This is a genomic window from Microbacterium yannicii PS01, from assembly GCF_000304335.1.
GTDB lineage: Bacteria > Actinomycetota > Actinomycetes > Actinomycetales > Microbacteriaceae > Microbacterium > Microbacterium yannicii_A.
The window spans coordinates 52,978-71,655 of the sequence record NZ_CAJF01000001.1 but is presented as its reverse complement, the minus strand read 5'-3'; the positions used below and the strand labels follow the sequence as shown (position 1 = coordinate 71,655).

The window sequence follows — 18,678 nt, the reverse complement described above, 5'->3', positions numbered from 1 at the left end:
AACGGAGTGACAGTGGCCACCACCGCGACCAAGAAGCCCACCGCCAAGTCCCAGGCCGGTTCCGCAACCTCCGGCAAGCGGCGCCCCGCACGCGGCGGCGTCGGAGCCGAGCTGACCTCGGAGCAGAACGCCGAGCGCGGGTTCTCCGCGTCCGAGACCCTCAGCGAGAACCTCCAGAAGGTGCTCGTGGATCTCATCGAGCTGTCGCTGCAGGGCAAGCAGGCTCACTGGAACGTGGTCGGACGCAACTTCCGCGACACGCACCTGCAGCTGGACGAGATCATCGAGGCCGCACGCGACTTCGCCGACACGATCGCCGAGCGGATGCGGTCGCTGCATGCCCTCCCGGACGGCCGCAGCGACCTGGTCGCCCAGACCACGACCCTGCCGGAGTTCCCCCAGGGAGAGATCGCGACCACCGAGGTCATCGACCTGATGACCGAACGACTGGACGCGGTCGCCACCACCTGCCGCGACGTCCACGACGACGTCGACGAAGAAGACCCCACCAGCGCTGACATCCTGCACGCGATTCTCGAGCGGGTAGAGCAGCTCTCGTGGATGGTGAGCGCGGAGAACCGCACCCCGCAGCGGTGATCCCAGGCGCCCTGACGCTGCCCGCCTCTCCCCGGACCGGCGGGCAGCGCCCGTTAACAGGGCGGCTGGGAGCCCGGTCGCTACGCGGTGTGTGCGGCGTCGGCTCGGCCGACCGCGATCCGGTCCGGCCGTGAGTACAGGTTCATCGACCGTCCGCGGACGAACCCCGCGAGGGTGAGCCCGGATGCCGCGGCCAGCTCGACCGCGAGGGACGAGGGTGCCGACACCGCCGACAGAACCGGGATGCCGGCCATCACCGCCTTCTGCACGAGCTCGAAGCTCGCACGGCCCGACACCTGCAGGACCGTCCCCGTGAGCGGCAGCCGGTCCTCGAGGACCGCCCAGCCGACGACCTTGTCGACGGCGTTGTGCCGGCCGACGTCCTCGCGCAGGACGAGCAGCTCACCGGTGGAAGCGTCGAACAGGGCGGCGGCGTGGAGGCCGCCGGTCTTCTCGAACACCGCCTGTCCCGCACGAAGCGCGTCGGGAAGCCCTGCGATGAGGGCAGCGTCGACGGTCACCGGGTCTGCGGCGACGTCGTAGCGCGACGACTTCTCGATCGCCTCGATCGACGCGGTGCCGCAGACCCCGCACGAGCTCGTCGTGTAGAAGTTGCGGGCGATGTCCGTCGACGGCGCCTCGACTCCGGGCGCGAGCGTCACATCGAGGACGTTGTACGTGTTCTCAGTGGATGTGAGCCCCACGGTGCCCGTGCCCGGTCCGCCGCAATGGATGGCGGAGCGGAAGTGCCCGCCTGCCGAGATGACGCTCTCCGAGACGAGGAAGCCCGCGGCCAGCTCGATGTCGTGCCCGGGCGTGCGCATCGTGACCGTCAGCGGCTCGCCGCCGAGGCGGATCTCGAGCGGCTCCTCCACGGCCAGCGTGTCGGCGCGACGTCGCACGCCGGGCGCGACGTCGTCCAGGCTGATGCGGGTGACCGGACTGCGCGCGGTGAGGCGGCCCACTTCAGCCGCCGATCGCGTTCATGCCCCGCGCAGGCTGCAGGAACGAGGGGTCGTTGATCGCGTGACCCGGGAGCTTGCCGTGCACGCACGACCGCAGCATCCGGTCGATCGCGGCGTCGGCGGACGCTTCGACAGGCTCAGCGACCACCTCCGTCTCCGGTCCCTGAGCTTGTCGAAGGGCCGCTCCCGCCGGCCCCTGAGCCGCTCCTGCCGGTCCCTGAGCGGCTCCCGCCGGTCCCTGAGCCGCTCCTGCCGGTCCCTGAGCTTGTCGAAGGGCCGGCAGCAGGTCGTACTCGGTCGTCGAGAAGAGGCAGTTGCGCAGCTGTCCGTCGGCGGTGAGGCGCAGCCGGTCGCAGTCGCCGCAGAACGGCGCGGTGACCGACGCGATGACGCCCACGGTGTGAGGGCCGCCGTCGAGCGTCCAGCGGGCGGCGGGGGCGCCGCCGCGGCCGGGCACGGGCGTCAGGGCCCAGCGCGTGCCGAGCGCTGCCAGGATCTCGTCCTGCGTCACCATGCGCGACCGGTCCCACGTGTGGCCGGCATCCAGCGGCATCTGCTCGATGAACCGCATCTGCGCGTCGTGCGCGACCGCGAACTCGACGAGGTCGACGAGTTCGTCGTCGTTGACGTCACGCATGGCCACGGCGTTCAGCTTCAACGGGCGCAGAGCCGATGCCGCCGCCGCTGCGATCCCGTCGAGCACATCGTCGAGCCGGTCGCGGCGGGTGAGATCGCGGAACCGGTCACGCCGCAGCGTGTCGATGGAGATGTTCAGACGCGACAGCCCGGCGGCGATCAGCCCCGGCAGCAGTTCGCGGAGCCGGATGCCGTTGGTGGTCATGGCGATCTCGACCGGCCGACCGTCGGGACCGGTGAGAGCGGACAGCCGTCGCACCACCTCCACGATGTCGGTGCGCAGCAACGGCTCGCCGCCGGTGAGGCGGAAGGTCGTGATGCCGTCAGCCGCGGCCACCCGCGCGACCTGCTCGATCTCGTCGAGGGTCAGGATGCTCGTCTTGGCGAGCCACTCATTGCCCTGCTCGGGCATGCAGTACGTGCAGCGCAGCGAGCAGCGATCGGTCAACGAGATCCGCAGGTCGCGGTGCACGCGACCGTGCGTGTCGACGAGAGGCGCACCGGCGGACGGAGCGCCGGCGTTGAGGACGCCGGAGCGAGCGGGTGCCGCGGGCAGCGGCATCCGTCGCCCGATGACGACCGGGATGGCGCTCACGTGCGCGCCGCCCCGCTCGAGTGCCCCGTCATGCTTCGAGGGTAGTCGTGCTCAGCCGACGCGGGGCCTGGCTCCTGTGGTCTGACCACATGATAGTGTGGTCAGACCACATCGGATCAGCTCGTGATCGGAGACCGCACCGTGGATCTGCTGGACCCCCTCCTGCTCGCCCGTTGGCAGTTCGGCCTCACGACGCTGTACCACTTCCTGTTCGTGCCGCTCACCCTCGGCATGGCGCTGACCGTCGCGATCTTCCAGACGACGTGGTTCCGCACCGGCAACGTGAAGTGGCTGCACCTGACGCGCTTCTTCGGGAAGATCTTCCTCATCAACTTCGCGATGGGCGTGGTCACCGGCATCGTCCAGGAGTTCCAGTTCGGCATGAACTGGTCGGCCTACTCGCGCTTCGTCGGTGACGTGTTCGGCGCGCCGCTGGCCTTCGAGGGGCTGATGGCCTTCTTCTTCGAGGCGACGTTCATCGGACTGTGGATCTTCGGCTGGGACAAGCTGCCCAAGGCGCTGCACCTGGCCAGCATCTGGATCGCGACGATCGGCGCGTGGTTCTCGGCGTTCTTCATCCTCGCCGCGAACGCGTTCATGCAGAATCCGGTCGGCTTCCAGATGGCCGAGGACGGCTCACGCGCCGAGATGAACGACTTCTTCGCGGTGCTCACGAATCCGGTGGCGCTCGCGGCACTCCCCCATACGCTGTTCGCGGCCTTCATGATGACAGCGGGCGTGATCATCTCGATCTCGGCCTGGCACCTGCTGCGCAAGCAGAACGTCGAGATGATGCGCTCGTCGCTGAAGTACGGGCTGTGGGGCATGGTCGTCGCCTTCGCCGGCGTCGCGCTCTCGGGCGATCAGCTGAGCCTCGTGATGGTGGCGACGCAGCCGATGAAGATGGCCGCGGCCGAAGCCATGTTCAACAGCGCGTGCGGAGCGGACGCGTCCTTCTCCGTGTTCACGCTCGGAACTCCGGACGGCTCCACCGAGCTGTTCTCGATACGGATCCCGTATCTGCTGTCGTTCCTGTCCACCCACACCCTGGACGGCTGCGTCGAGGGCATCAACGACCTCAACACGCAGTACAGCACCGAGCTGTTCCCGCAGTTCGCCGACCAGGTCGAGGGCAACTTCGCGCCGATCGTGTGGGTCACGTACTGGTCCTTCCGCTGGATGATCGGCCTGGGCGGCATCGCTGCGCTGACCGCCGTCGTCGGCCTGTGGCTGACCCGCAAGGGCGCGAAGCGCGATGTGCCCGCATGGGCCTGGCGTCTCGCGATCTGGGCATGGCCGGCGTCGCTGTTCGCAATCCTCGTCGGGTGGGTCTTCACCGAGATGGGCCGCCAGCCCTGGATCGTGTTCGGGCTCATGCTCACCGAGGACGGCGTCTCGCCGAGCGTCCCCGGCTGGAACGTCCTGATCTCGCTGGTCGCCTTCACCCTCATCTACGCGGCGCTCGCCGTGGTCGAGGTCGGCCTGATCCTCAAGACGGGTCAGCGGGGCCCTGACCCGCTTCCTGGCCCCGACGACCCGGACCCGCGTGACCTCGCGGTCGAGCACACCCCCACGACGGTCTACTGAGAGCTTTCGGAGCACGCTATGGATCTCGCCTACCTCTGGTTCTGGATCGTCGGATTCCTGTTCGTCGGGTACTTCGTCCTGGACGGCTTCGACTTCGGCGTCGGGATGTCGCTGCCCTTCCTGGGCCGGGACGACATCAGCCGCCGCCAGGTCATCAACACCATCGGCCCCGTGTGGGATCTCAACGAGACCTGGGTCATCGTCGCGGGCGCATGCCTGTTCGCGGCCTTCCCGCACTGGTACGCCACTCTCTTCAGCGGGTTCTACCTCGCGCTCCTGCTGATCCTGCTGGCGCTGATCGCGCGGGGCGTCTCGTTTGAGTACCGCCACCAGCGCGACAGCTTGCGATGGAAGCGCGGCTTCGACCGCATGATCGTCATCGGCTCGGCCGTGCCGGCACTGCTGTGGGGCGTCGCGTTCGCGAACATCGTGCAGGGCGTGCCGATCGACGAGCACATGGAGTTCACCGGCTCGTTGCTGACACTGCTGAATCCGTACGGCCTGCTCGGCGGCGTGACGACCCTGCTGCTGTTCTTCACGCACGGCGTGTACTTCGTCGCCCTGAAGACCGACGGCCAGGTCGCGGCCGACGCCCGCCGGCTGGCGGCGCAGTCCGGTGCGGTGACGATCGTCGTCGGCGCGGCATTCCTGGCCTGGACCGTCTTCATGGCCTTCGCGCAGGGCCGTGAGCTCGCCGCCGCGACGGCGGTGCTCGCCGTGATGGCCGCGGTGACGCTCATCGCCTCGTGGATCTCCAACGCCCGCGGGCGCGAGGGGTGGGCGTTCGGCTTCGGCGCCGCGACGATCGTGTCGGCCGTGCTCGCACTGTGGTTCGCCCTGTTCCCGTTCGTGATGCCCTCGACCACAGCCCTCGAGAACTCGCTGACGATCGAGAACGCCTCCAGCACCGACTACACCCTGACGATCATGTCGTGGGCGGCGCTCATCTTCCTGCCGCTGGTGCTGCTGTACCAGGGCTGGACGTACTGGATCTTCCGCAAGCGCATCACGCGGTCCCACATCGAGGCCGCGTCCGCCGTCGCGCACTGAGACGCGGCATCCGCAGGCTTGACTAGGGTCGAAGGAGCGATGAACGACACGGACGACGGCCCGCCCCGCACCTCGGGCAAGCCCGTCGACCCTCGCCTGCTGCGCTACGCCAGCGCGTCGCGCGGCTTCTTCGTCGCGATCGGCGCCATCGCCGTCGCCCAGACCGCCGTCATCATCGCTTTCGCATGGCTGCTGACCCGCGCCGTCACCGCGGCGATCGAGGGGATGCCGCTGCCCGAGCTCGCACCGACGCTCGGGGGTCTGGCCGCCGTCGTCGCGCTCCGCGCCGGGCTACTGTGGGCGCGTGAAGCGGTCGCCTCTCGGGCCGCGGCGCGGGTGCAGTCGCAGCTGCGCGCGGCACTCATCGGCGCGGTGGGCGCGTTGGGCTCCGAGTGGCTGGGCTCCCGCAACTCGGCGCAGCTCGCCGTCACCGCGGGCCGCGGTCTGGACGCGCTCGAGGCGTATTTCGGGCGCTACCTGCCGCAGCTGGTGCAGACGGTGGTCGCCACGCCGCTGATCCTCGCGGTGATGTGGTGGCAGGACTGGATCTCGGGGCTGACGGTGCTGCTCACCCTGCCTCTCATCCCCGTCTTCATGGTGCTGATCGGCCTCGCGACCCGCACGGTGCAGCAGCGTCAATGGCGCACCCTCCAGCGGCTTGCAGCCCGTTTCGCCGATACCGTGCAAGGCCTGTCGACGCTCAGGGTCTTCGGGCGCCAGCACCGGGCCGCGGCATCCATCGAGCGCGTCACCGAGGAGTACCGCCACGAGACGATGCGGGTGCTGCGCGTGTCGTTCCTCTCGGGCTTCGCCCTGGAGTTCCTCGCGAGCATCTCGGTGGCGATCGTCGCGGTCTCGATCGGCTTCCGGCTCATCGAGGGGTCGCTGACGCTCGCGGTGGGTCTGTTCGTCCTGCTGCTGGCGCCCGAGGCCTACCTCCCGCTCCGACAGGTCGGCGTGCAGTTCCACGCCGCCGCCGAGGGGGTGGCGGCGACCGACGACGTCTTCGCCGTCCTGGATGCCGCGCGCCGGCAGTCCCCATCAGCTCTCCCGAGTCGCCAAGACACGCCGAGCCTTCACAGCTCGGTACGGCGTGTTCTGACAAGTGACGCCGACCAGGGTGAGGGGCAGCGAGCGGACCTGGTGCTGCGCGGGGTGCGGGTGCAGAGAGGCGAGCGGATGCTGTCGCCCGTCGGCTTCGCGGCTGGCCCGGGCACCGTCACCCTCGTCGAGGGCCCGAGCGGCGCCGGGAAGTCGAGCCTGTTCGCGGCGCTGCGTGGTGCCGCGCCGTTCGAGGGAGACGCGGCCCTCGCGGGCATCGACGTGCGCAGTCTCCGCTCCGCGGACTGGCTGGCCTGGGCGGGCCAGCGGCCCGGGCTGCTCACCGGAACCATCGCCGACAATGTCGCCCTCGGCGACCCGGCGCCGCAGCCGGCGCTCGTCCGCACCGCTCTCGACGCCGCCTGCGCCGGCGGCCTCGACCCCGACCTCGAGCTGGGCGTGCAGGGGGCGGGCCTCTCGGGCGGCCAGGCCCAGCGCGTCGCAGTCGCTCGCGCGCTCTATCGGCACCTGCGCAGCCGCGCGCCCGTGATCGCGCTCGACGAACCGAGCTCGGCGCTGGACCCGGCCACCGAGGCCAAGCTGTGGCGGCATGTCCGCGAGCTCGCCGACGCCGGCGCGACGGTACTTCTCATCTCGCACCGAACGAGCGCACGCGAGATCGCCGATCAGGTCGTCCGCCTCGAGCCAGTCGAGGTGCCCGCGTGATCCGTACCTTCGGAGAAGAGACGCGCGTGCGAGAAGACCGCTCGCCCGCACCGCGCGACGCCTCCCCGCCCGCCACTCCTCGCACCGTCCTGCGTGGCGCGCTGCCGCCCGCCCGCCGGTTCTGGTGGGCACTGGGCGCCGGCTTCGCCTCGGAGGCATCCGCTGTCGCCCTGCTCGTCGTCAGCGCGTGGCTGATCGTCCGCGCGAGCGAGCAGCCGCCTGTGCTGTACCTGTCGGCCGCCGTCGTCGGCGTGCGGTTCTTCGCCATCTCGCGCGCCGTCTTCCGCTACCTCGAGCGCCTCACTGGGCACGACGCCGCACTGCGCCAGCTCGCCTCGACGCGCGCCGACCTCGTGCGGCGCCTGGTGCCGCTGGCACCCGACGGCCTGGCGCGCACACGCCGCGGCTCTGTGCTCGGCGCGCTCGTCGACGACGTCGACGATCTGCAGAACCTCCCGCTGCGTGTGGTCCAGCCGCTGGTGTCGTCGGCGCTCGTGGCGATCGGAGCCGTGGTCCTCGTCGCGTTCGTCTGGTGGCCGGCAGCACTCACGCTGCTCGCCTGCCTCGCCCTTGCAGCGCTCGTCGCCACACTGTGGGGCTGGGCGGCCGGTGCCCGCGCCGAGCGATCGATCGCGCCGCTGCGGGCACTGCTCGCCGACGCGGTGCTCGATCATCTCGGCAGTCTGGACGTGCTGATGGCGTTCGGCGCCGAAGAGCAGAGCCGTGCGCGCATCGCGGCGGCCGACGCCGCGCTGCGCCGGTCGGTGGTGCGACGCGCGGGCGCACAGGCCGGCACCGCTGCGCTGGTCTCGCTGCTCGCCGGCGTCGCCTCCCTCGCCGCGGTCGCCGTCGCCGCTCCCGGCATCGCGTCCGGCGCACTCGGCGGTCCATGGCTCGCAGTCGTCGTGCTGGTGCCGATGGCCGTGTTCGAGGTCTTCGCGTCCGTGCCGCTCGCCGCCGCGTCGTGGCGCCAGGTCCGCGCTTCGGCCGAGCGCATCGCCGAGGCCCTTCCCGCCGAACCGCCGGCCGCGCTCGTGCGCGAGTGGGTCGCGCCTACCGGCGTGGGACCCCCGGCTCGGCGACGGCATCCGGCTGCGCGGCGCGTCGGTCCGGTGGCCGGAGGCCGCGGACGCCGGAGCCGTCGGTCCGGCCGACCCCGCCGCTCTCCGCGCGGTCGACCTCCAGATCCGTCCCGGCGAGCGCGTGCTCGTGATGGGGTCCAGCGGCGCAGGGAAGACGACCCTTGCGCACGCGCTGGTCCGCTTCCTCGAGACCGACGGCGGCTACGACATCGGCGGACGTTCGGTGCACGACCTCGCCGGCGATGACGTGCGGCTGACGGTCGGCCTGTGCGAGCAGCAGCCGATGCTCTTCGACGAGGACGTCCGCCAGAACCTGCTGTTCGCACGCGAGACGGCGTCCGATGCCGACCTCGAGGCCGTGCTGGCCCGGGTCGGCCTCGGGTCGTGGCTGCACGAGCGCGGCGGGCTCGATTCCCGGGTCGGCGAACGCGGTGCCCTCGTCTCGGGCGGTCAAGCGCAGCGGATCGCCCTCGCGCGGGCACTGCTGCGCGGATTCCCGGTGCTGGTGCTCGATGAGCCGACGGCCGGCGTCGACCCCGCGGCATCCGATCTTCTGCTCGCCGACCTCTTGGGCGCGGTGCGAGACGACCAGGCCGTGGTGCTGATCTCGCACGTGGCCGTACCCGACGGGCTCGTCGATCGCGTGGTGCGGATCGAAGACGGCCGCATCCGCGCCTGACGACGGGTCGGCGCGAACCCGGCGTGCGCTCTGCCGGCTTCAGCCGGCGGATGCCTCCGCGGTGGCCGTGATACGGCGCGCCATCCCGGCGAAGATGAAGCCGTGGAACGGCAGCACTGCGAGCCAGTACAGGCGGCCGGCGAGCCCGCGGGGGAAGAAGACAGCGCGCTGGTCATACCAGGACGCGCCGTCGTTCGCGGCGTCCGGCGTGGCCCGCAGCTCCAGCCAGGCGAGCCCGGGCACTTTCATCTCTGCCCGCAGCCTCAGCATCCGTCCCGGTTCCAGCGCCTCGACGCGCCAGAAGTCCAGCGCATCGCCGACCGCGAGCCGCGCGCGGCTGCGGCGACCACGCGCGAGGCCGATCCCGCCGACGAGACGGTCCATCCAACCCCGGGCGGCCCACAGCAGCGGTGAGGAGTACCAGCCGTTCTCTCCGCCGATTCCCTCGATCACGCGCCAGAGGGCGTCGGGAGATGCCGTGGTGTGCGCCGACCGCACGTCGGTGAAGGCTGTGCGCCCGGTCCAGTCCGGATCGCTCGGCAGCGGGTCGCTCGGCACCCCGAGCACCTCCGAGTCCTGCCAGCTCGTCTCGATGGTGTCGGCCTCGACCCGGCTCAGCGCGGCGCGCACGGCGGATCGGTACGACGTGAGGCCCTCGGCGGGCGGCGGGATGAGTTGGTCGACGTCGTGGTCCTTCATGACGCACTCGTTCTGCAGCGACTCGACGAGCGGCCGCGCGATCGACCGGGGAATCGGCGTGACGAGGTTCACCCAGTGCGACGCGAGGCGCGGCGTCAGCACCGGCAGCGAGGCGATGGGGCGCTGGTGCAGTCCCGCCTCGAGCGCGTACCCGTTCATCATCTGTCCGTAGCGCAGCACGTCGGGACCGCCGACGTCGACCGCGCGATTCACCTCCGGCGCGACGCGCGCGGCCCCGAGCAGGTAGTGCAGCACGTCCCGTACCGCGATCGGCTGGATGCGGTTGCGAACCCAGCGCGGCGCCGGCATGTACGGCAGCACCTCGGTGAGGTGCCGCACCATCTCGAACGAGGCCGATCCCGATCCGATGACCACCCCCGCCTGCAGCACGATCGTCGGGACGCCCGAACGCAGGAACACCTCGCCCACCTCGACACGGGAGCGCAGGTGCGGCGACAGCTCCACGTCGTCCGGGTGCAGGCCGCCGAGATACACGATGCGCGCGACGGATGCCGCTGCCGCCGCCGTGGCGACCGTCTCAGCTGCGAGGCGATCGGCCGATTCGAAGCCCTTGCCCGCCGACATGGAGTGCACCAGGTAGAAGATCACGTCGACGTCGGTCACGGCATCCGCCACCGCGTGGACGTTCGCCGCATCGCCTTCGGCGATCTCGACGGCATCGGCCCAGGCGAACGCGGTCACCCGCCCCGGGTCGCGCGCGAGGACGCGCACCTCGTATCCGGCACCGAGCAGCCGGGGCACCAGCCGTCCGCCGATGTAGCCGGTCGCTCCGAGCACGAGCGCCCGCGGCGCGGAGCCGTCTTCGCGGGGAACCGCGGTGAGCATCGGCTCGCGGCCGGTCGGCGTGGAGAGCTCGTCCATGGGGGCAGACTACGGCTCACGTCCGGCATCGGCCGGGGCTGGCGCGAAGCGCGGGGGTGTGCTTCAGAGCACCTTGCCGAACGCCTGCGTCCCGTCCGGCGACTCCAGCGGCGTGAAGCCGACGCGGGGGTAGAACGCGATGGCTCCGACGTTCTCGGCCGAAGCGACGAGGTGCAGGCCGGCGACGCCCGCGCTGCGCAGTGCGAGTTCGAGTCGCGCGATGAGATTGCGGCCGAGGCCCTGCCCCTGTGCTTCGGGGAGCAGATCGATGTGCAGGTGCGCCGGATACTCGGCGCCGAACGGCTGCGAGCCGCCGACGCGCGCGTACGCGTATCGGAGGAGGCCCTCCTGGCGCGACTGCACGGGCGTCTCGGGCGCCGCGACCTCGGGGCCGGCGGCCACCTCGGCGGCGTGCGTCGGAGGCAGACCCGCGGGCTCGGGCCACCGCTCGGCGTGGCGCGGCCACCACTGCGTGGCGAACCATTCCTCGAACGCGGCGGTGTCGGGCGCTCCGACGATGTACCCCACGACGCCCTCGTCATCGTTCTCGACGACGAACGCGAAGTCGGGATGCCGCTCGACGTAGGGGAGCACGAAGATCTCGGCCCACAGGTCGTCGTCGTCGAGGATCCCGGTGGCGTCGGCACCGGCATCCGCCGTTCGGAGGCAGATGTCGGCGAGCGCGGCTTCGTCGCCGGGGTGGAAGGGCCGGATGCGGGTCACCCGGGCGAGTCTATGAGACGCGCTCGACGTGCGCCGGGACGAACCGCACCTCGGCCGGATCCAATCGCAGACCGACCGTCGCGCCGACGGCGAGGCCCGTCGCGCTCTCGGCCGCCACGTCGACCGCGACGTCGGGGTCGGCGGTGCGCACCCGTACCCCTGCGGGCGTCTGCTCCAGCCGGACGACCCGCGCGCGCCAGGCACCGTCGCGCGCGTCCGCTCCGACGTGGGCGGCCGCGATCCTCACCGCGGAGGGCCGGAAGATCGCGGCGACAGCAGCGCCGGATCCGGGTGCCGCGGCCGGGCCGTCGTCGCGTGCCGGGAGCGTGAGCCCGCCGCTTCGCCACCGACCGCTCTCCCGTCGCCCCTCGACGCGGTTCAGGCCCGCGACGGCGGCGCTGAACCGGGTGGCCGGCGCTGCCAGGACGTCGCGCACCGGTCCCGACTGGGTGACCCGGCCGTCCTCGAGCACCACGAGCCGCTGCGCGAGCGACACCGCGTCGACGGCGTCGTGCGTCGCGACGATCGCCGTGGTGCCGGTGGCGACGAGCTGCTCGTGCAGCAGCGCGCGCACGTCGGCCGCCGTCTCGGCGTCGAGCGACGTCAGCGGCTCGTCGAGAAGGAGTGCGGCCGGACCGGTCGCCAGGGCGCGGGCGAGCGCGATCCGCTGCTGCTGCCCGCCCGACAGCTGGGAAGGGCGCCGGGCACCGAGCCCCGGCAGTCCGACGCGCTGCAGCCAGTCGTCGGCCACGGCTGCGGCATCCGTCTTCGGCACGCCGTGGATCCGGAGACCGAATGCGATGTTCGCGTTTGCGCTGAGATGGGGGAAGAGGCGCGGATTCTGGCCGAGCAGCACGATGCCGCGCCGGGACGGCGCCACCCGCCGTCGGCTCGGGACGGCGCTATCGAGGATCCGCTCCCCCAGCCTCACGTGCCCGTCATCGAGCGCGACGAGCCCGGCGAGAACGCCGAGCAGGGTGGACTTGCCGGCGCCGCTCGGCCCCATGAGGGCGACGACCGTTCCCGGCTCGGCCTGAAGTGCGGCATCCAGCCGGAATCCGTCGCGGTGCACGACGACGCGGGCATCGAGGCGGCCCGTCGCGGCCCGGCCCGGTGCTCGGATCGCGCTGTCGCTCACCGCGGTGCCTCGGCACGCCAGGCCCGCACGAGGAGCAGCACCCCGACCGCCGTGACCAGCAGCAGCAGCGACAGCGCCACGGCGGTGCCCTGCGAGACGCCCGCGCCGTTGAAGGCGGTGTAGATGGCCAGCGGCATGGTCTGCGTCACACCGGGGGCATTGCCGGCGAAGAGCGCGGTCGCTCCGAATTCTCCGATCGCCCGCGCGAAGCACAGTACGATGCCCGCGATCAGGCCCGGAGCGGCGAGAGGAAGCGTGACGCGCGCGAGGATGGTCCAGCGGCCCGCGCCGAGACCCGCCGCTGTCTGCTCGTAGCCGATGCCCGTCGACCGCAGCGAACCCTCGAGAGCGAGCACCAGGAAGGGCAGCGCGACGAAGGTCTGGGCCAGCACCACGGCGGCGGTCGTGAACGGGATGCGGACGCCCCACTCCCCGAGCACACCCCCCAGCCAGCTGGTGCGCCCGAAGAGGAACAGCATCGCCACGCCGCCGACCATCGGCGGCAGCACGAGCGGCACGGTCACGATCGCGCGGAGCACCGCCGCGGAGCGGGCATCGCTGCGTGCGATCGACAGGGCGAGCGGAACGCCGAGCACGACGCAGACGGCGGTGGCGATGAGGCCGGTCAGCAGCGACAGTCCGAGTGCCGACAGGGCCGCGGGCGACGTGACATCGCTCCACAGCGTCGCCCACTCGACGCGCAGCACGAGCGCGGCAAGCGGCAGCACCAGAAGCGCCAGCCCGAGGACGGCAGGCACCGCGAGGACGCGGGGCACGAACCCGGTCCGGTCGGCGCGCGATCGCCGGGTGAGCGGGAGAGGTTCGCCGCGGTGTGCGGTGACCGCGCTCATGGCGTGCCGAAGCCGAAGCTCGAGAGCACCGCCTGGCCCTCGTCCGACGCGACGAAGGCGACGAAGGCTGCGGCCGCCGGCGGGTTCGACGCCCCGGTCAGGGCCGCGATCGGGTACCGGTTCACGACGTTCTCGGCACCGGCGGCGGCGACAGGGCGGACGTCGTCGCTCGCCGCGGCATCCGTCGCGTACACGAGCCCGGCATCGGCCTCGCCGGTGGCGACCTTGGTCAGCACCGCGGTGACGTTCTGCTCGAGGCTGGCGGCGGTCACCGCCACGCCGTTGTCGGCGAGCAGCGCCCCGGAGGCCGCTCCGCACGGCACCTCGGGCGCGCACAGCACGACGGTGGTCTCGGGCCACCCGAGATCCTCGATCGTCTTGACTCCGCCGGGGTTGCCGACAGGCACGGCGATCACCAGCGTGTTGCTCGCGAAGAGCTCGAGATCGTCGACGAGACCGGCGGCGGCCACCTTCTCCATGGTCCGCTCGTCGGCCGCGGCGAAGACATCGGCCGGCGCGCCCTCGATGAGCTGCGTCGCCAGCGTGCTCGAGCCGTCGTACGAGATGGGGCGGACGTCGACCGAGGGATGCCGCTGCTCGAACATCTCGGCGAGCTCGTCGAAGGCGCCCGCGAGCGAGGCGGCCGCGAAGATCGTCAGGTCGCCTGAGACCTCGCCGCCGACCGGGGAAGTGGACGGCCCGGCGGACACACCCGCGCCCGGCGATCGGTCGGGTGCGGCACAGCCGGCGACGGCGACGACCAGGGCACCCCCGGCGAGCAGCGCGGCGGCATATGTCGCCACCCCGCCGCGGCGCATACCGGGCACGAAGGGAGCGCGGGGCCGAGGCATCCGTCAGCCCCTCGGCGTCTCGACGATGACGTGGGTGGCCTTCACGACCGCCGCCGCGAGCGAACCCACCTCGAGGCCCAGGTCGTCGGCGGCCTCGGCCGACATGAGCGACACGACGCGGTGCGGTCCCGACTGGATGTCGACCTGCGCCATGAGTCCGTCGCGCTGGATGCGCGTGACGAGCCCGACGAAGCGGTTGCGTGCGCTGCTCAGGACGTCGGCGGGATCGGCGGCGCCCGCCGCGAGCTCGATGGCGCGAGCGGCGAGCGCGTCTCCCGGGACCTCCGCCGGCGACGCCCCGGTGGTGGGCAGGGTTCCCGCGTCGACCCAGCGCCGCACCGTGTCGTCGCTGACGCCGAGCAGCCGGGCCGCCTCGGCGATCTTGAAGGTCGGCATGTCGTCACCATAACACCGCATCTGCGGCTATTGGCCGTAGATATCTCCGCTCGTGCGACTGATCGGGAAGGAATCGCCCGGCGCTGGCGCGGCGGTCGTAGCCTGTGAGCATGTCTCTTCCCCCGCTCGTGGAGCCGGCCGACGCGCTGAGCGCTGCCGAGCAGACGCGCACGGCGCGCCATCGGGTGCTCGCCGGGTTCGGCGACGAAGCCCAGCGCCGTCTCGCCGCCGCGCACGTCGCGATCGTCGGAGCCGGCGGCCTCGGCTCCCCCGCCGTCCTCGCCCTCGCGGCCGCGGGCGTCGGCACCCTCACCGTCATCGACGATGACGTGGTCGAGGCCTCGAATCTGCAACGACAGGTGATGCACCGGGTGACCGACGTCGGGGCACTCAAGGTCGACTCCGCGCTGCGGGTCGGCGCCGACCTCTCGCCCGCGACCGTGGTGTGCGCGCTGCCCCAGCGGATCACCGCCGACACCGCGCGCGACCTGCTCGCGGGCGCCGACGTGGTGATCGACGGCAGCGACACGTTCGAGACACGTGCCGTCGTCGCGACAGCGTGCGAAGAGCTCGGGGTCCCCCTGGTGTGGGGCGTCGTGCAGGAGTTCCATGCGCAGGCGACGGTGTTCTGGTCGGCGCCGCCGGCGGGTGTGATGCCCGTGCTGCTGCGAGACCTGTATCCGCCGGATGCCGTGGGCGACGTTCCCTCGTGCGCACAGGTCGGCGTGCTGGGCGCACTGTGCCTGCAGGTCGGCGCCCTGCTCGCGACGGAGGCCATCAAGCTCCTCACCGGCATCGGCGAGCCGCTTCTCGGCCGTGTCGTCGTGATCGATGCCCTGCGCGGCCGTACCGACGAGGTGCCGCTGCGGCCGGCGCAGGCGTCCGCAGCACCGGTCGAACCGCGTGAGAGCGCCGTGCGGTTCGAGGTTGCACCGTCTGGCGCCGCAACGACCGCACAGCTCTCCCCCGCCGAGGCGCGGGCCGCGCACGCTGCGGGCGCGGTGTTCGTCGACGTCCGCGAGACGTGGGAGACCGCGCAAGGGGTGATCCCCGAGTCGGTGCTCGTGCCGCTGGGCGACCTCCTCGCCGAACCCACGCGAGCCGGCGCCGGTCCGGTCGTCGTGGTGTGCCAGGTGGGCATGCGTGCACAGCGTGCGGCGACAGCGCTGCGCGCGGCAGGGATCGAGGCATCCGTCCTCGCCGGCGGCATCGAGGCGTGGACCCGCGCCGGCGCACCGGTGACGGTTCCCGCGTGAGCGGGCTGCGCAGCGTCGAGGAGCACCTCGGCGAGATCCTCGCGGCCGCTTTGGCGCTGCCCACCGAGACGGTGGCACTCGACGACGCCTACGGCCGCACCCTGCGCGCTCCGGTGCGCGCCGCGGTCGACATCCCGGTGTTCGACAATTCGGCCATGGACGGCTTCGCCGTGCGCTTCGCGGATGTGAAGGATGCCGCGGCCACGGCTCCGGCCCTGCTCCGGGTCGTCGCGGACCTGCCCGCCGGCACCACCGACGACCCGGCGCTGCGTTCCGGCGAGGCGGCCCGCATCATGACCGGGTCACCCGTTCCCGCCGACGCCGACGCGATCGTGCCGTTCGAAGACACCGCGGGCGGGCTCGCAGACTCGCGCGACGAGATCCGTGTCGTGGCTGCACCTCGCGGGCCCGGCGTGCACGTGCGCCGGGCGGGTGAGGACGCCCGTCGCGGCGACGAGGTGCTGCCCGCGGGCGCGCTTCTCGGGCCCCTCCAGGTCGCCGCCGCCGCCGCGTGCGGGGTCGCCGAGCTCGTCGTCTCGCGGCAGCCGCGGGTCGCGGTCATCTCGACCGGCAGCGAGCTCGCCGAGCCCGGTGCGCCGTTGCGTCGCGGGCAGATCCCCGAGTCGAACAGCCGCCTGCTCAGCGGACTGGTCGCTGAGACCGGCGCCCTCATCGTCCGCCGCGCGAGTGTCAGCGACGAGGGCGACCAGCTGCAGACGCTGGTGGCCGAGCTGACCGATCCCGGCTCCCCCGAGCGCGTCGATCTCGTGGTGTTCTCCGGCGGGGTCAGCGCGGGAGCGTACGAGGTCGTCAAGACCACCCTCGCCGACGCGATGACCTTCTCGAAAGTCGCGATGCAGCCCGGCAAGCCGCAGGGGTTCGGACGCCTGAACTCGGGCACGCTGCTGTTCGGGCTGCCCGGCAACCCGGTCAGCGCGGCGGTGTCGTTCGAGGTCTTCGTGCGCCCGGCGCTGCTGCGCCTTCAGGGCCGGTCGGAGGTCCAGCGCCCGACGCTCGCGCTCGCCGCGAAGGCCGCGTGGCGTACCCCGCCGGGGCGGCGCCAGTATCTTCCCGTGACTATCGACCGCTCCGACTCGCACGCGTGGCGTGCGGTGCCGGCCACGACGGGCGGATCGCACCTCGCGGGCGGACTGGGGCGGGCTGAGGCCTACGCGGTGGTGCCCGCAGATGTGGAGGCGGTGGCTGCGGGCGACGTCGTCGATGTCATGCTGATCTCATGAGCTTCACGCACCTCGACGAGGCCGGCCACGCCCGTATGGTCGACGTCACACAGAAGCAGCCGACGGTCCGCTCCGCCACCGCCCGCGGGTTCGTGCGGTGCACGCCCGAAGTGGTCGCCGCCCTCCGCGAGGGGACGGTGCCGAAGGGCGACGTCCTGGCGGTGGCCCGGATCTCCGGCATCCAGGCGGCCAAGCGGACTCCCGAGCTGCTTCCCCTCGCCCACGTCATCGGGGTGCACGGCGCGGCCGTCGATCTCGCCGTCGAGGACGACGGGGTCAGCGTCGAGGCCACCGTCCGCACCGCCGACCGCACCGGCGTCGAAATGGAGGCCCTCACCGCCGTCTCCGTCGCCGCCCTCGCCGTCGTCGACATGGTGAAGGGCCTCGACAAGTCCACGTCGATCGAGAACGTGCGGATCGTGACGAAGACCGGCGGCAAGAGCGGCGACTGGCACCGTCCCGGCGAGAGCTGATGCCCGAAGCCGCAGCGACTCCCCGCCCCGCGGCCGTGCCGGGCGGTCTCGGCGCGATCCTGCTCGCGGGCGGACGCGCCACACGCGTCGACGGAGCGACCAAGGCCCTGTTCGAGGTCGGCGGCCGCACCCTGCTGGCCGCGGCCGTCGGTGCGGCGAGGGATGCCGGGGCCCGGCCTCTCACCGTCGCGGCCCCCGTGCTCGATGAATCGCTCCCGGTGACCTGGGTTCGCGAGGAGCCTCCGTTCGGCGGGCCGGCGGCTGCGGTCGTCGCGGCATTGGAGTCTTGGAGGCAGGAGAGCAGCCCTGAGTGGACACTCCTGCTCGCGTGCGACCTCCCCGGCGTCGGTGCGGCGGTGGCGCGCTTGCTGGCAGACATCGTGCTGCTTCCTGTCGATACCGACGGCGTGTGCCTCGGCGACGCCGCGAGCCGGCCGCAGTGGCTCACCGGCGTCTACCGCACGGAGGCGCTGCGGGACGCGGCATCCGCTCTCCCGGATCGCGGCCGGAATGCTCCGGTCCGAGCCCTCCTCGACGACCTGGCCATCACCGTGATCACCGCCTCCGGCGATCCGAGCCAAGACGATCTCATCGACGACATCGACACGTGGGAGGATCTGGAGAAGGCCCGGCTGCGCGCCGGGAACGCGTCCTCCGATCGAGCCTTCGACCGCGGCGCGCCCCATCCTCCGGAGGAGCCCTCATGAGCGATCAGTCCCGCACCCTTCCGCCCGAGGCGCTCGACGCGTGGGCCGCGGCCCTGCGCGAGCGATTCGGTCTCGCCGAGGACGACGTGCCCGTCGCAGCGGTGCTCGACCTCACGCGCGACGTCGCGAACGGGGTCGCGCGTCCCGCAGCGCCCCTCGGCGCCTTCGTCGCCGGCCTGATCGCCGGGCGCGCCGGCACCGACCCGGCCGAGATCCGCGCCGCGCTCGACGCCGTCGCGGCACTCGCCGCCGACTGGAACCAGTAGTGGCGGTCGTCCGGTACTTCGCCGCCGCGCAGGACGCAGCGGGACGCGACAGCGAGCGGCGCGCGGAGGCGACCCTCGGCGACCTGCGCCACGCCGTCGCGGCCGCCTACCCCGAGCTCGGCGGCATCCTCCCCCGATGCGCCGTCCTGGTCGGCGGCGCCCGCGTCGACGACGACACCCCGCTCGCGGCCGACGATCTCGTGGACGTCCTGCCGCCTTTCGCCGGCGGCTGACCGC

Annotated in this window: 18 protein-coding genes and 1 pseudogene; 11 read left to right on the top strand and 8 right to left on the bottom strand. The window is 72.3% G+C overall.

The genetic code is table 11. The annotated features are described in order from the left end of the window. The first annotated feature begins 12 nt into the window (after window positions 1-12). A complete protein-coding gene (locus WYM_RS00345; RefSeq protein ID WP_019178829.1) occupies window positions 13-597 on the top strand; it encodes a Dps family protein in 585 nt (194 codons plus the stop codon). 80 nt (window positions 598-677) lie between these two features. Here WYM_RS00345 and fdhD read toward each other — a convergent pair whose 3' ends face one another. Both fdhD and moaA read right to left on the bottom strand, forming a co-directional pair. Beyond that, window positions 678-1,562, bottom strand: a complete 885-nt coding sequence (gene fdhD, locus WYM_RS00340; protein ID WP_019178828.1) for a formate dehydrogenase accessory sulfurtransferase FdhD — start codon at window positions 1,560-1,562, stop codon at window positions 678-680. Window position 1,563: 1 nt separating this feature from the next. Beyond that, window positions 1,564-2,793 (bottom strand): GTP 3',8-cyclase MoaA, encoded by a 1,230-nt coding sequence (moaA, locus tag WYM_RS00335; RefSeq protein WP_019178827.1) that lies wholly within the window; start codon window positions 2,791-2,793, stop codon window positions 1,564-1,566. 141 nt (window positions 2,794-2,934) lie between these two features. Between moaA and WYM_RS00330 the strand changes: the two genes are divergently transcribed. The 4 genes and pseudogenes from WYM_RS00330 (at window position 2,935) to cydC (ending at window position 8,958) form a co-directional block, all read left to right on the top strand. Beyond that, the gene (locus WYM_RS00330) at window positions 2,935-4,380 is read left to right on the top strand and encodes a cytochrome ubiquinol oxidase subunit I (protein WP_026059426.1); all 1,446 of its coding nucleotides are present in this window, start codon (window positions 2,935-2,937) and stop codon (window positions 4,378-4,380) included. A gap of 18 nt (window positions 4,381-4,398) precedes the next feature. Continuing rightward, on the top strand, window positions 4,399-5,430 hold the full coding sequence (gene cydB, locus WYM_RS00325; protein ID WP_019178825.1) for a cytochrome d ubiquinol oxidase subunit II: 1,032 nt from the start codon (window positions 4,399-4,401) through the stop codon (window positions 5,428-5,430). A 39-nt stretch (window positions 5,431-5,469) separates the two neighbouring features. Beyond that, entirely contained in the window at window positions 5,470-7,197 is a 1,728-nt protein-coding gene (gene cydD / locus WYM_RS00320; protein WP_019178824.1) for a thiol reductant ABC exporter subunit CydD, read from the top strand. Window positions 7,198-7,223: 26 nt separating this feature from the next. After that, window positions 7,224-8,958, top strand: a pseudogene (cydC, locus tag WYM_RS18850) (thiol reductant ABC exporter subunit CydC). Between the two features lie 39 nt (window positions 8,959-8,997). Here cydC and WYM_RS00310 read toward each other — a convergent pair. From WYM_RS00310 to WYM_RS00285, 6 genes are all read right to left on the bottom strand, one after another. Further along, the gene (locus WYM_RS00310) at window positions 8,998-10,539 is read right to left on the bottom strand and encodes an SDR family oxidoreductase (RefSeq protein ID WP_019178822.1); all 1,542 of its coding nucleotides are present in this window, start codon (window positions 10,537-10,539) and stop codon (window positions 8,998-9,000) included. 63 nt (window positions 10,540-10,602) lie between these two features. Then, entirely contained in the window at window positions 10,603-11,262 is a 660-nt protein-coding gene (locus WYM_RS00305; RefSeq protein WP_019178821.1) for a GNAT family N-acetyltransferase, read from the bottom strand. A gap of 10 nt (window positions 11,263-11,272) precedes the next feature. After that, window positions 11,273-12,400, bottom strand: coding sequence for a sulfate/molybdate ABC transporter ATP-binding protein (locus WYM_RS00300; RefSeq protein WP_019178820.1), 1,128 nt, complete (start codon window positions 12,398-12,400; stop codon window positions 11,273-11,275). Continuing rightward, a complete protein-coding gene (locus WYM_RS00295; protein WP_019178819.1) occupies window positions 12,397-13,251 on the bottom strand; it encodes an ABC transporter permease in 855 nt (284 codons plus the stop codon). Before WYM_RS00295 ends, WYM_RS00300 begins: the two co-directional genes overlap by 4 nt. After that, the gene (modA, locus tag WYM_RS00290; RefSeq protein WP_019178818.1) at window positions 13,248-14,069 is read right to left on the bottom strand and encodes a molybdate ABC transporter substrate-binding protein; all 822 of its coding nucleotides are present in this window, start codon (window positions 14,067-14,069) and stop codon (window positions 13,248-13,250) included. The genes WYM_RS00295 and modA overlap by 4 nt, the downstream gene beginning before the upstream one ends. 36 nt (window positions 14,070-14,105) lie before the next feature. Beyond that, window positions 14,106-14,498: a TOBE domain-containing protein gene (locus tag WYM_RS00285; protein ID WP_019178817.1), complete on the bottom strand. Its 393-nt coding sequence runs from the start codon at window positions 14,496-14,498 to the stop codon at window positions 14,106-14,108. A 110-nt stretch (window positions 14,499-14,608) separates the two neighbouring features. On the opposite strand from WYM_RS00285, the gene WYM_RS00280 reads away from it, so the two are divergent. Genes WYM_RS00280 through WYM_RS00255 form a run of 6 tightly spaced genes read left to right on the top strand, consistent with a single transcriptional unit; the run spans window position 14,609 to window position 18,674 of the window. Continuing rightward, window positions 14,609-15,754: a ThiF family adenylyltransferase gene (locus WYM_RS00280; protein WP_040568937.1), complete on the top strand. Its 1,146-nt coding sequence runs from the start codon at window positions 14,609-14,611 to the stop codon at window positions 15,752-15,754. Beyond that, a complete protein-coding gene (gene glp / locus WYM_RS00275; protein ID WP_026059424.1) occupies window positions 15,751-16,995 on the top strand; it encodes a gephyrin-like molybdotransferase Glp in 1,245 nt (414 codons plus the stop codon). Before WYM_RS00280 ends, glp begins: the two co-directional genes overlap by 4 nt. Then, window positions 16,992-17,468: a cyclic pyranopterin monophosphate synthase MoaC gene (moaC, locus tag WYM_RS00270; protein ID WP_019178814.1), complete on the top strand. Its 477-nt coding sequence runs from the start codon at window positions 16,992-16,994 to the stop codon at window positions 17,466-17,468. The genes glp and moaC overlap by 4 nt, the downstream gene beginning before the upstream one ends. Beyond that, on the top strand, window positions 17,468-18,175 hold the full coding sequence (gene mobA, locus WYM_RS18845; protein WP_019178813.1) for a molybdenum cofactor guanylyltransferase: 708 nt from the start codon (window positions 17,468-17,470) through the stop codon (window positions 18,173-18,175). The genes moaC and mobA overlap by 1 nt, the downstream gene beginning before the upstream one ends. Next, window positions 18,172-18,441 carry a DUF6457 domain-containing protein gene (locus tag WYM_RS00260; RefSeq protein WP_019178812.1) on the top strand — a complete coding sequence of 90 codons (270 nt, stop codon included), beginning with the start codon at window positions 18,172-18,174 and terminating at the stop codon, window positions 18,439-18,441. Before mobA ends, WYM_RS00260 begins: the two co-directional genes overlap by 4 nt. Further along, window positions 18,441-18,674, top strand: coding sequence for a MoaD/ThiS family protein (locus WYM_RS00255; protein ID WP_019178811.1), 234 nt, complete (start codon window positions 18,441-18,443; stop codon window positions 18,672-18,674). The genes WYM_RS00260 and WYM_RS00255 overlap by 1 nt, the downstream gene beginning before the upstream one ends. Window positions 18,675-18,678: the final 4 nt, after the last annotated feature.